10 protein-coding genes are annotated in these 12,452 nt (G+C 43.4%); 6 read left to right on the top strand and 4 right to left on the bottom strand.

Annotated features, from left to right (window positions below; translation table 11 throughout):
- The 3 genes from lacA to gshAB form a co-directional block, all read right to left on the bottom strand.
- A partial coding sequence (lacA, locus tag SST62_RS0106940) for a galactose-6-phosphate isomerase subunit LacA (RefSeq protein WP_029186790.1) occupies positions 1 to 338 on the bottom strand: 338 nt, incomplete at its 3' end.
- A 205-nt stretch (positions 339 to 543) separates the two neighbouring features.
- Positions 544 to 1,311: a DeoR/GlpR family DNA-binding transcription regulator gene (locus SST62_RS0106935; protein WP_029186789.1), complete on the bottom strand. Its 768-nt coding sequence runs from the start codon at positions 1,309 to 1,311 to the stop codon at positions 544 to 546.
- Between the two features lie 249 nt (positions 1,312 to 1,560).
- Entirely contained in the window at positions 1,561 to 3,792 is a 2,232-nt protein-coding gene (gene gshAB, locus SST62_RS0106930; RefSeq protein WP_029186788.1) for a bifunctional glutamate--cysteine ligase GshA/glutathione synthetase GshB, read from the bottom strand.
- A 363-nt stretch (positions 3,793 to 4,155) separates the two neighbouring features.
- On the opposite strand from gshAB, the gene SST62_RS0106925 reads away from it, so the two are divergent.
- From SST62_RS0106925 to SST62_RS0106895, 6 genes are all read left to right on the top strand, one after another.
- Positions 4,156 to 5,448 (top strand): adenylosuccinate synthase, encoded by a 1,293-nt coding sequence (locus tag SST62_RS0106925; RefSeq protein WP_002937782.1) that lies wholly within the window; start codon positions 4,156 to 4,158, stop codon positions 5,446 to 5,448.
- 114 nt (positions 5,449 to 5,562) lie between these two features.
- Positions 5,563 to 5,886, top strand: coding sequence for a preprotein translocase subunit YajC (gene yajC, locus SST62_RS0106920; protein WP_029186787.1), 324 nt, complete (start codon positions 5,563 to 5,565; stop codon positions 5,884 to 5,886).
- Between the two features lie 113 nt (positions 5,887 to 5,999).
- Positions 6,000 to 6,755 (top strand): isoprenyl transferase, encoded by a 756-nt coding sequence (locus SST62_RS0106915; RefSeq protein WP_029185628.1) that lies wholly within the window; start codon positions 6,000 to 6,002, stop codon positions 6,753 to 6,755.
- Between the two features lie 21 nt (positions 6,756 to 6,776).
- Entirely contained in the window at positions 6,777 to 7,571 is a 795-nt protein-coding gene (locus SST62_RS0106910; RefSeq protein WP_029186786.1) for a phosphatidate cytidylyltransferase, read from the top strand.
- A 9-nt stretch (positions 7,572 to 7,580) separates the two neighbouring features.
- On the top strand, positions 7,581 to 8,840 hold the full coding sequence (gene rseP / locus SST62_RS0106905) for an RIP metalloprotease RseP (protein WP_029186785.1): 1,260 nt from the start codon (positions 7,581 to 7,583) through the stop codon (positions 8,838 to 8,840).
- Between the two features lie 515 nt (positions 8,841 to 9,355).
- Positions 9,356 to 11,215, top strand: a complete 1,860-nt coding sequence (locus SST62_RS0106895) for a proline--tRNA ligase (protein WP_029186784.1) — start codon at positions 9,356 to 9,358, stop codon at positions 11,213 to 11,215.
- 209 nt (positions 11,216 to 11,424) lie between these two features.
- Here SST62_RS0106895 and sohB read toward each other — a convergent pair whose 3' ends face one another.
- Positions 11,425 to 12,369: a protease SohB gene (gene sohB, locus SST62_RS0106890; protein ID WP_079267452.1), complete on the bottom strand. Its 945-nt coding sequence runs from the start codon at positions 12,367 to 12,369 to the stop codon at positions 11,425 to 11,427.
- Between the last annotated feature and the right edge of the window lie 83 nt (positions 12,370 to 12,452).

Below are 12,452 nucleotides of genomic sequence, written 5' to 3'. Positions count from 1 at the left end.
TTAGCAATTCCTTCTCCTACAATCTCACTACCGATTGTAATAATACGCGAATTGTTGTGTCCTCTTGTCATATAAGCAGAGCGTTCGTCTGAAACTTCTGCAGCAATCATGCCTTTGACTTTAGTTGCGGTCATAAACGGACCAACACCATAAGCATCAATCACAATACCAAGATTTCCTTCCTCTTGATTGACTGCTGCAACTACTGCCAAAGTTGTGTCAACAAAATCACTTCCATCACTGACATCTTTAAAGTCATATGATTTTTCTTGTAAATAATCTTTAATAACGTCTTTTAGTTTTGAGCCCGCTGGATCAGCACCGATAATGATTGTCATAACCTATCTCCTAACAAAAATAGAAAGTTGTAGCCATATGTGGCAGAAAATCTTTGTTTTGCAAAACTTAGAAAAAGCGTTTTCGCTTTTTATGTTTAAATTATACAACCAAACAAACATAAAGTCAACATATTTTGTTTTTGTTTTTGTTTATTTTTTTCGTATATAAACAAAAAACCAACATTTCGCTGTTGGTTTTGATACTTTATGATTTTGTAGAAATAATTTCAATATGGTTATGTAATAATTGGTAATTTTCATCCTTTGCATTCATATCTGTCACTAGAGCAGTTACATCATTCAAATCACAAAAGGAAGTAAAATCATCTTTTCCAATTTTAGAGGCATCTAGCAGTAGATATTTTTCTAAAGAATGTTTAATGGCAATATTTTGCGTATAGGCTTCGGCTAGTGTAGAGGTCATGACATCACTTCCCTTAAGTCCGTTACCTGAAAAGAAAATCTTGCTGAATCGCATTTTTTCTAAACTTGTATTGGTAATTTCTCCTACAAACGATTCTGTCACTTGGCGATATTCTCCCCCCAGAAGAAAGACCTGAAAATCCTCTGTCTTCTTTTGTGATAAGATGGTAAAAACTGGCATACAGTTTGTGATGACAGTGAGACGAGGATTTTTAATAGCTTCAGCTAGAAAGGCAACTGTTGTTCCTGGACCTAAAAATACCGTGTCTCCATCTTCTATCAGTTGTGCAGCTCTTTCTGCTATCTCTTGCTTGGCTTCCTTATTTTGAATGTGTTTCTCAGAATGGGAATATTCCCGATATTGAAAAGCCTTATTACTTCTAGCCCCGCCATGGATTTTGGTTAAAACTCCTTGCTCTTCCAATTCGATAAAATCACGTCGAACAGTCATATCAGTAACATTTAGCAATTCCACAATCTCAGAAATTCGTACCGTACCTTTTTTATTTACCAATCGTGTAATTTCTTCTAGTCGTTCTCGTTTATTCATGTTTAATCCTTTGTTGTTTTTTACATTATATCAAAAATAAACAAGAATATGTTGGAATTTTGAACATTTGTTGAGAATGAATCAGGCTTATTAAGTCGGAAGAATAATTGTTTATAAAGAAAAAATAAGTCAATAATGGATGAAATAATCCAAAAACTACGTAAATACCTTCTTTAAAGTAATTTTTGAAATCCGTTATTTTATTAGTATATGTTCTGTAATAACGGTAATAATAGCTATTTTAAATTTCTATAGTTCCCCAAACAACTTCCGCAAAATTTTCGGTGTAATGCTCTGCCCAGGTCCTGCGTAGGTGTAGGTGTGCAGGTACATGGCAGGGTTGAAGTTGAGCTCAATACAGGTGCAGTTGGGCTCGTCCTTGCTGGCTGGCTTGTTGCGGTCGGGGATAATCAAGTCTACACCGCAGGCCCAAGCTCCCATAGCTGTCGCCATATCAGCGGCCAGTTGCTTGTAGGACTGGTCCATCTGGTCGGTCATGTCAATGGAATCGCCACCGGTTGAGATATTAGAATTGCCACGTAGAAAGGCTTGAAGGCCTTCTGGCAAAACTGTATCAGGCGTGTAGCCCTGTTGCTCCAACATAAGCAGTTCGATGTCGCCTAGGTTGATGATTTCAAGTGGTGAGCGGTGGTCACGGCCACGCAGGGGGTCTTGGTTTTTTTGGTCCACTAATTCACGGATGGTTGAGCTACCGTCCCCCACAACATTGGCTGCGACGCGGAGCAGGACAGCTTCACACTTGCCGTCTAGGACGAAGAAGCGGTACTCGGTTCCTGCCACGAATTCCTCCACGAGCACATGGCTGTCTTCCGAAAAGGCGATGTCCAGAGCTTTTTCATAGTCCGCAAGGCTGGCTGGCTCCTGGAAGATAGAGATGCCTAGTCCGAAGTTGGTGGATTTTGGTTTGACAACAATAGCAGAGCTGGCTACCTGCCCGTAATACCGCAGGGCATCTTCCTTGTTAGCAAATTCCGCTCCCGCAGGCACTGGAAAACCAGCCTGGTCCAAAATCTTCTTGGTTACGACCTTGTTGGCCATGGCGAGAGGAATGACGTAGTTGTCCTTGGAGGTCATGTTCCCATTTTTGATGTACTCGATATGGTCACCATGCCAGAGTTTGAGAAACTGGTCTTCCTCGTCTAAAATTTCCACATTCAAGCCCAGCTGAATGGCGTCAAAGAGAATCATCTGGGTGGAGAGTTCCATGTTTTCATAGCCCTTGAGGGCGTAAGGGGCTGTCCAAGCATAGTCATGGAAGAGTCGGCCTTGCTGCTGGCCAAAGTGTTCCAGCGACCCGTCTTCAACCTGCTCTGCTATTTTTCCAGAGAGGGTCAAACGTGGGTCTAGAATGGCTGCCTCCACTTGAGCGATGAGCTGGCTGTAGTAGTCGTCCAGTCCAAAGTGGGCGACGATCTCTGTCATGGCGGTCAGGATAGGGCTGGCGTCTGCCTCTGCTGGTAGGGGAGTGTGGGGGTGACTGAGGGCGATGCGGTTGTTGAGGTCTGCCGCCTGAGCCAGCTCCTCATCGACCTGGTCCATATCATCAAGCCAGAGCAGTGCTAGGGCAAATAGGTGGGTGGTGTCCAGCGTTTCTTGGCTGATAGCTAGTGGCTCGAAGGGGTTGAGGTCGAAGTTGCGGAACTCCAGATAGGTAATGCCCTTGGTCAAGAAATCTCGGCTGGTCTTGGCACCACGAAGGCGGACAGCGGAGTAAAATTCCTTTTCAGCAGATAGCTGACCGCTAGCCACAGCTTGTTCGATGTCGGTCACGTATTGCTCTAGCGAAGAGAAGGAGATGTGGACATCGGGGGCGTTGACATAGCCGTAGTTGGAGTTGCGAATGGACCGAACGCAGCCAATCTCATCTGCTAAAAATCCCTTCTCAGCCAGACTGCTAGCTCCGTAGAGATAGGTCAAGAGCCAACGGTAGCGTAAGAAATTCTGAGCAAGTTTGAGATAGAGGGCGTTTTTAAAGCTGATAAGGTCATCGTAGCCACTGACTACAAAGAGTTGCTGGGTCAGGTCTTTACCTAGCTCAAAATTATAGTGAATGCCTGACATAGATTGAAGCAGTTTGCCGTAGCGGTCTGCCAAGCCAACACGGTATTGGTACTCGTAGTCGCTCTCCAGCTGGGCAATCTGAATCTCATCCTCTGAAATCACAGGTGGCATGGACAGGGGCCAAAGATATTCGCTTTTGTTCATAGAGCGAACAGCGACATCGGTAATAGCTCCGAGGAAACGGTGGGCTTCCTTGGTCGAATGAGCCACTGGTGTAATCAGCTCCAACTGTGGCTCGCTGTAGTCCGTTTGGATATAGGGATGAAAGCTGCGTGAGCCCAGGCTTTCAGGGTGGGGCGTTTGAGCTACGCGGTTGTTGTTATTCATTCGTAAGGATTCCCGTTCCACACCAAAGGTGGCTTGGAGGATGGGACTGTTTGAGGATAATTTCTGTAACATAAGCAATCCGTCCAATTTCTGATAAATTCTACTTCCAATTTTATCTAGTTTAAAAAACAAATACAAATTTCTGCTACGTTTTTAAGAAAAAAATGGTGCAAATAGAAGGAAGGAGGAAGAGATTTCGGTTTTTTCTGTCAAAAACAACTTTAAAAAGGTTTTGCAAGCTAGATTGTTCGCTTTGTTATTGGTTTACTTGTTATTATCTAAACAATATTCGTTATATACGAAAATACGGGAAATTCTTGAAAAAATGTTCGTTTTTTGATAAAATAATATGTAAAAACGAAACTTGCAGGTGAGATTCCTGCCAGAAGTAGAAGAAAGGCTGGGCTGGTTAGCCAGTTCAGAGAAAGAGTGAATATGACATCAGTAGTTGTTGTAGGAACCCAGTGGGGCGACGAAGGTAAGGGTAAAATTACAGACTTCTTGTCTGCTAATGCTGAAGTAATCGCACGTTATCAAGGTGGTGATAACGCTGGTCACACTATCGTTATCGACGGCACCAAGTATAAGTTGCATTTGATTCCATCAGGAATTTTCTTCCCAGAGAAGATTTCGGTTATCGGTAATGGTGTGGTTGTCAATCCAAAATCTTTGGTCAAGGAAATCAATTATCTCCATGATTCAGGTGTGACGACAGATAACTTGCGGATTTCAGACCGCGCACACGTCATCTTGCCATACCACATCAAATTGGACCAGTTGCAAGAAGAATCTAAAGGTGAGAACAAGATTGGTACAACCAACAAGGGTATCGGTCCTGCTTACATGGACAAGGCAGCCCGTGTTGGTATCCGTATTGCAGACCTCTTGGACAAGGAGATTTTTGCGGAGCGTTTGAGAACAAACTTGGCTGAGAAAAACCGTTTGTTTGAGAAAATGTATGAGTCAACTCCGATTGAGTTTGATGAAATCTTTGAAGAATACTATGCTTATGGTCAAGAAATCAAAAAGTATGTAACAGATACCTCTGTTATCTTGAACGATGCCCTCGATCAAGGTAAACGTGTTTTGTTTGAAGGTGCGCAAGGGGTTATGTTGGATATTGACCAAGGTACCTATCCATTCGTTACTTCTTCAAACCCAGTTGCTGGTGGTGTGACCATCGGTAGCGGTGTCGGCCCAAGCAAGATTGACAAGGTTGTTGGTGTATGTAAGGCCTACACTAGCCGTGTTGGTGACGGACCATTCCCAACTGAATTGCACGATGAAATCGGAGACCGTATCCGCGAAATCGGTAAGGAATACGGTACGACAACTGGCCGTCCACGCCGTGTCGGTTGGTTTGACTCAGTGGTGATGCGCCATAGCCGCCGTGTGTCAGGTATTACCAACTTGTCCCTCAACTCAATTGACGTCTTGTCAGGTCTTGAGACCTTGAAAATCTGCGTGGCTTATGACTTGGATGGTGAGCGTATTGACCACTACCCAGCAAGCTTGGAGCAACTCAAACGTTGCAAACCAATCTACGAAGAAATGCCAGGTTGGTCTGAAGACATCACAGGTGTGCGTAGTCTGGATGAATTGCCAGAAGCGGCTCGCAACTATGTTCGTCGTATCAGCGAATTGGTCGGCGTTCGTATCTCAACCTTCTCGGTAGGACCTGGTCGTGAACAGACCAACATCCTTGAGAGTGTCTGGAGTGCTAAATAAATCTATGAAGACTGAACGAGAGTTCGGTCTTTTTCTTAATTTGCCTGAATTTTGCTTTCTGGCTTGGAATTTGGTATAATGATGCTCATCAAACAAAAAATGAGGTACATACAGATGGAAGGATTATTATTTCCAATTTTGATGCTTGCTATGCTTGGATTTATGTTCTATAGCCAGCGCAAACAACAAAAACAACGCCAAGATGCACTCAGCCAAATCAAAAAAGGTGATGAAATCGTCACAATTGGTGGTCTATTTGGTATTGTCGATGAAATCAATGATAAAAAGGTTGTCTTGGATGTGGACGGTGTCTACTTGACCTTTGAACGTGGGGCTATTCGTCAACGAGTAGCAAGTTCAGGTACTACATCTGCAGTTGTTGAAGAAGTGGCAGTTGAAACGACAGAAGCGACTCCAGAATCTGCAATTGAAGAATAAGGATGAAAAACCGAGGGAAACCTTGGTTTTCTCTTGTTTTAGCCCTGCCTGATTTTTGCTATCCTAGGTAAAAATATGGTATAATGAAACGATTATACAATAAGGAAAATACCATGTTTAAATTTAATTTTAAAAAGAAAGAAAGCATTGAAACAGCAATTGAAGTCCCTAAGCATATCGCTGTGATTATGGATGGCAATGGCCGTTGGGCGAAAAAGCGGATGCAACCACGTATTATGGGGCATAAGGCTGGTATGGATGCACTTCAAAAGGTTACCAAGACGGCTTCTGATTTGGGAGTAAAGGTGTTAACTGTCTATGCCTTTTCTACAGAAAACTGGTCTCGACCGGAAAAAGAAGTGAAGTTTATCATGAATCTACCTGTGGAGTTTTATGATAAGTATGTTCCTGAACTCCATGCCAATAATGTCAAAATTCAGATGATTGGTGACCATTCCAAACTTCCTGTTCCGACTCTCAATGCGCTTTATAAAGCTGAACAAAAGACAAAGAGTAACACTGGTTTAATTCTCAATTTCGCTCTTAACTATGGCGGTCGTGATGAGGTGACTCGCGCAGTCAAGGCTATTGCGCAAGATGTCTTGGATGCCAAGTTCAATCCTGGTGATATTGATGAGAAATTAATAGCGGATTACCTCTATACAGGAACCTTATCACCAACGTTACGCGATCCCGATCTAGTTATCCGTACAAGTGGTGAACTTCGTCTTAGCAACTTCCTGCCTTGGCAAACAGCCTATAGCGAGCTGTATTTTACGGATGTGGCATGGCCGGATTTTGATGGTGAGGCTCTTAAATTAGCAATCAAAGAATACAACCGACGTCATAGACGTTTTGGCGGTGTATAAGGAGAAGGTATGACAAACGATTTGCAGAAACGAGTGATATTTGGTGGCATTGCTCTAGCTATTTTCATTCCCTTTTTGTTGGCTGGTGGGATGGCATTTCAATTTTTTGTAGGCCTGTTAGCCATCATTGCTACGGCTGAATTGATTAAAATGCATCGCCTAGCACCAAATTCTATTGAGGGTGTCTTAGCTATGTTGGCCAGTTTAGTCTTGGCTCTTCCGCTCCAGAATTATCTGACATTTTTGCCGACGGATGGAAATTATACAGCCTACGCCATTGTAGTATTTTTACTGCTTGGTTCGACGGTTTTTAATATCGGCCATTACAACTATTCCGATGTGGTCTTTCCAATTGCCTCAAGTTTCTATGTTGGTATCGGCTTTCATAGTTTGATACTGGCTCGTATGGATGGGCTCAATAAAGTCTTTTTTGCCCTCTGTTTAGTCTGGGCAACAGACATTGGTGCCTACTTAATCGGTCGTCAGATTGGTCGGAGAAAATTATTGCCCAAGGTTTCACCGAATAAAACGGTTGAAGGCTTTGTAGGCGGTATTCTTTCTGCGGTGGTAGTTGCTATCATTTTCTTGATTGTCGATAAGTCCTTGTTGGCGGGCTATTCATTTGGCATGATGTTGTTGTTAGTTGTGATTTTCTCGATATTCTCACAATTCGGAGACTTAGTAGAAAGTGCTATTAAACGCCATTTTGGTGTGAAGGATTCTGGAAAAATTATTCCAGGACACGGCGGTATCCTGGATCGTTTTGACGGTATGATTTTTGTCTTTCCAATCATGCACTTCTTTGGATTATTTTAAGGAGGTATTATGAAGGGAATTTTAGCATTTATATTTATATTTGGTGTGATTGTGGTTGTCCATGAATTTGGTCATTTCTACTTCGCCAAGAAAGCGGGTATCCTTGTGAGGGAATTTGCGATTGGGATGGGTCCCAAAATTTTCGCTCATACGGGTAAGGATGGGACACTTTACACCATCCGTATTCTTCCTCTAGGTGGCTATGTTCGAATGGCTGGATGGGGTGAAGATAAGACAGAGATTAAGACAGGTAGTCCTGCCAGCCTCAGTTTAAATGAAGCTGGTGTTGTGACGCGGATTAATTTGTCTGGTAAGCAACTGGATAGTCTCAGTTTGCCAATGAATGTAACCAGTTTTGACTTTGAAGAAAAATTAGAAATCACAGGCTTGGTCTTGGAAGAAAGCAAGACCTATAAGGTTGATCACGATGCCACGATTGTAGAGGAAGATGGAACAGAAGTTCGGATTGCTCCACTTGATGTTCAGTATCAAAATGCGACAGTCTGGGGACGGTTGATGACCAACTTTGCGGGTCCCATGAATAACTTTATTTTAGGGATTCTAGTATTTATTATTTTGTTCTTCATGCAAGGCGGGGTTGCCAACCCATCAAGCAATGCAGTAAGTATTACTGAAGGTGGTGCTTTGCAGGCTGCAGGTGTTGTCACAGGGGACAAGATTCTTTCGGTCAATGGGAACGCGACAGACAGCTACACAGAAGTTGCAACGATTATTAGCAAAGTAGCGACAGATGCAACAACAGCCCCAAGCTTTGATTTGGTTGTTGAGCATGATGGGAAAAACCGTCATGTCTCCGTTACTGCTGAACAAGTAGATGGGGCCTATCGAATTGGTATTTCACCGATTTTGAAAACTGGTTTCGTTGATAAAATTGTCGGTGGTTTCCAAGAAGCGGGAGCGACAGCTCTTAGGGTTGTAACAGCTTTGAAGAATCTAATTGCAAACTTTGATGTTAAGCAGTTGGGGGGACCGGTTGCTATTTACAAAGTAAGTTCTCAAGCGGCTGAATTTGGTTTGGTTTCTGTATTGGGGCTAATGGCTGCGCTCTCCATTAACCTTGGAATCTTCAATTTGATTCCAATTCCAGCCTTGGATGGTGGTAAGATTGTTATGAATATTCTGGAAGCCATTCGCAGAAAACCACTCAAACCAGAGACGGAATCTTATATCACTCTAGCAGGTGTAGCTGTTATGGTGGTTCTTATGATAGTAGTCACTTGGAATGATATTATAAGAGTCTTCTTCTAAGATAAATTTGAAATTTATGAAAGGAATTGAATGCGTGCTAAACGCAGGACGTTCTGAAAACTATGAAAGGAATTAAGGAGGTTCGTAATTGAACTCGGTCTAAAAACTCGGAAAATAGTTCGAGGACTACACCTCTGGATTTCCTGATGATGAAACTACGAAAGGAACTGAATGCGTGTAAAACGCAGGATGTTCTGAAAACTAAAAAAAGAAAGGAACAGAGAGTTTTCATATTTGAACTCGAGCGTCAGCGAGGGTTTTGAAAAGCGACTTCTGTGATTCCTAATCAAGTAAACTACGAAAGGAATTGAATGCGTGCTAAACGCAGGATGTTCTGAAAACTACGAAAGGAATTGAACACGGGCTGAAACCTGTGTCTTCCTGTCAAACAAATGATGAAAGGAACTGAATGCGTGCTAAAAACTTTACGAAAAAGATAAACCTGCCTAGTGCCAACGGCACTGCGTTAGGTTTCCTATTTTCGTTTCGTTTTCTTAACGCACTTATATCTTAATATGAAACAGTCTAAAATGATTATCCCTACTTTGCGGGAGATGCCTTCGGATGCGTCGGTGATTAGCCACGCTTTGATGTTACGTGCGGGTTATGTCCGTCAGATTTCTGCTGGTATCTACAGCTACTTGCCATTGGCTAACCGTGTGATTGAAAAAGCAAAAAATATCATGCGTGAGGAGTTTGACAAGATTGATGCTATTGAATTTTTGGCACCTGCTCTCTTGTCAGCGGACATTTGGCGTGAGTCAGGTCGTTACGAAACATATGGAGACGACCTCTACAAGCTCAAAAACCGCGAGGGTTCTGACTTTATCTTGGGTCCAACCCATGAAGAAACAGTGACTCTTTTGGCGCGTGATGCAGTCCAGTCTTACAAGCAGTTGCCACTCAACATCTACCAAATCCAGCCAAAATACCGTGATGAAAAACGTCCTCGTAACGGTCTTCTCCGTGGTCGTGAGTTCATCATGAAAGATGGCTACAGCTTCCATGCTAGCTATGAGAGCTTGGACCAGACCTACGATGACTACAAGGCGGCTTACGAGGCGATTTTCACCCGTGCAGGCTTGGAGTTCAAGGCTATCATCGGTGACGGTGGTGCCATGGGTGGTAAGGATAGCCAGGAGTTTATGGCTATTACACCAGACCGTACTGACCTGGACCGTTGGGTTGTCTTGGACAAATCGGTTGCTTCTTTTGAAGAAATCCCAGAGGATGTTCTTGAAGCGATCAAGGCAGAACTCTTGGCTTGGTCTGTGTCTGGTGAAGACACCATCGCCTACTCTAGCGAATCAGGCTACGCTGCAAACCTAGAAATGGCAACTAGCGAATACAAACCAAGTACAGCAGTTGTCGTTGAAGAAGACTTGGTTAAAGTAGCGACGCCAGATGCCAAAACCATCGACGAAGTTGCTGCCTTCTTGAATGTTGCTGAAGAGCAAACCATCAAAACCATGCTCTTCATGGCTGACGGGGAACCAGTTGTTGCCTTGCTTGTCGGAAACGACCAGGTCAACGATGTCAAGTTGAAAAACCACCTCGGAGCAGATTTCTTCGATGTAGCAAGCTCAGCGGATGCTGAAAAAATCTTCGGTGCAGGATTTGGTTCCCTTGGACCAGTCGGCTTGCCAGAAAACATCAAGATTATTGCAGACCGCAAGGTGCAAGATGTGAAAAATGCTGTAGTCGGTGCCAACGAAGATGGTTTCCACTACACAGGAGCCAATGCAGGTCGTGATTTCCAAGTGACGGAGTATGTGGATATTCGCGAAGTCAAGGAAGGCGAGCCTTCTCCAGATGGACACGGTGTTCTCAACTTTGCCCGTGGTATCGAGATTGGTCACATCTTCAAACTCGGTACACGCTATTCTGACAGCATGAATGCCAACATCTTGGATGAGAATGGTCGTTCTATGCCGATTATCATGGGATGCTACGGAATCGGTGTTAGTCGTCTCTTGTCGGCAGTTCTTGAGCAACACGCCCGCCTCTTTGTCAACAAGACACCAAAAGGCGAATACCGTTACGCTTGGGGGATCAACTTCCCTAAAGAATTGGCACCGTTTGATGTGCATTTGATTCCAGTCAATGTCAAAGATGAAGAAGCTATGGCCTTGACTCAGTCTATCGAAGCGAGCTTGGTCGGAGCTGGTTATGAAGTACTGACAGACGACCGCAATGATCGTGTTGGCGTCAAATTCTCTGACAGCGACTTGATTGGCTTGCCAATCCGTGTGACCGTTGGTAAGAAAGCCGCAGATGGTATTGTCGAAGTGAAAATCAAAGGCACAGGTGATACGGTAGAAGTCCATGTGGACCAACTCCTTGAAACCCTTCAAATCCTTACAAAAGAAAATTAGAAAATAAAAAAAAGAGTTTGCAATGTGAATTATTTCGTCTTAGATGTGATACCCAGGACGAAGAGTACAGTTCCTGCAGACTCTTTTTCTATGTATTTTTTGGGGTTGACGTTGACTAGTCCGAATTTCTGGTTCAGGAAAAACTACATTGAGATGACTAGTCCCTACACTCAATTAATATCAAAAGAAAGTTGAGTTTTCTAAGAGTATTACCGGATGGCACTAGATTTGTTGACTAGTTTTAGGAGGAGGTTAGACAGGCTGGTTTCGACTTGGACACCGATTTGGTTGATCAGTGATTTCTTTTCTTCGTATTTGACCAAGAGGACCTGTTTTTCGTGAATCTGACCTAAAATCAAATCATCACTAGTAGTGATTTCATCAACTAGGTGGACTTTTTTGGCACTTGTGCCGTACCAAGTTTCGCCAGTGCTAACCTGTTCGATATCTAGGATAGGACGATTTTCTGAGACAAATTCTTTGAATAGAGCGTGAACATCGTTTAGTTCTTCTTGGAATTTTTCTTTGCCTTCTGGTGTATTCTCTCCTATAACGGTAAGGGTTCGTTTGTACTTACCAGCAGTCATGACATCTACATCAATCTCATGTTTTTTCAGTAGGCGATGGATATTAGGGATTTCTGCGACGACACCGATAGAGCCGACGAGGGCAAAGGGAGCGGCAACGATTGTGTCAGCGACAGAAGCCATGAGATAGCCTCCACTAGCCGCAACCTTATCGACTGCGATGGTCAGAGGAATTTGCTTATCTTTTAGTCGGAGGAGTTGAGAGGCACCAAGGCCGTAACCGTAGACGGAGCCACCTGGACTCTCTAAGCGGAGCAAGACCTCATCTCCTTGACTAGCCAAGGTCAGGATGGCAGTGATTTCTTCGCGGAGGTTATCGACTTGCTTGGCTTGGATATCTCCTTCAAAGTCCAAGACAAACAAGCGTTTGACAGGGTCCTCCGTTTCTTGTTCTGAGCTTTCTTGATCTCGCTCTTCTTGTAGCTTTTTATAAGCCTTTTTGTCCAATAGTTCCTTTTCAAACTGTTCCTGTTGTTCCAATAGCTTTTCAGACAGGTCTGTGATAGTGACTTGTCCATCCGGCTTTTTAGACTTTATTTTTGTTGAAAGGACTAGAAAGAGGAGGATGGCAAGGAGGAACCCACTGAAAAAGTCATCAACTTGATGTCTTTTTTTGCTATACTAGAGTCGAGGTGATTCCTATGCTTGAT

The sequence above is a fragment of the Streptococcus suis YS56 genome, assembly GCF_000440115.1.
GTDB lineage: Bacteria > Bacillota > Bacilli > Lactobacillales > Streptococcaceae > Streptococcus > Streptococcus suis_L.
Note: the sequence above shows the minus strand (reverse complement) of the source record. Positions and strands in the feature narration are given on the sequence as shown.

Coding starts and splice junctions, on each gene's coding strand:
- SST62_RS0106935 (WP_029186789.1), bottom strand. CDS start 1,311: ATGAATAAACGAGAACGACTAGAAGAAATTACACGATTGGTAAATAAA.
- SST62_RS0106915 (WP_029185628.1), top strand. CDS start 6,000: ATGTTTAAATTTAATTTTAAAAAGAAAGAAAGCATTGAAACAGCAATT.
- SST62_RS0106895 (WP_029186784.1), top strand. CDS start 9,356: ATGAAACAGTCTAAAATGATTATCCCTACTTTGCGGGAGATGCCTTCG.
- gshAB (WP_029186788.1), bottom strand. CDS start 3,792: ATGTTACAGAAATTATCCTCAAACAGTCCCATCCTCCAAGCCACCTTT.
- SST62_RS0106925 (WP_002937782.1), top strand. CDS start 4,156: ATGACATCAGTAGTTGTTGTAGGAACCCAGTGGGGCGACGAAGGTAAG.
- yajC (WP_029186787.1), top strand. CDS start 5,563: ATGGAAGGATTATTATTTCCAATTTTGATGCTTGCTATGCTTGGATTT.
- rseP (WP_029186785.1), top strand. CDS start 7,581: ATGAAGGGAATTTTAGCATTTATATTTATATTTGGTGTGATTGTGGTT.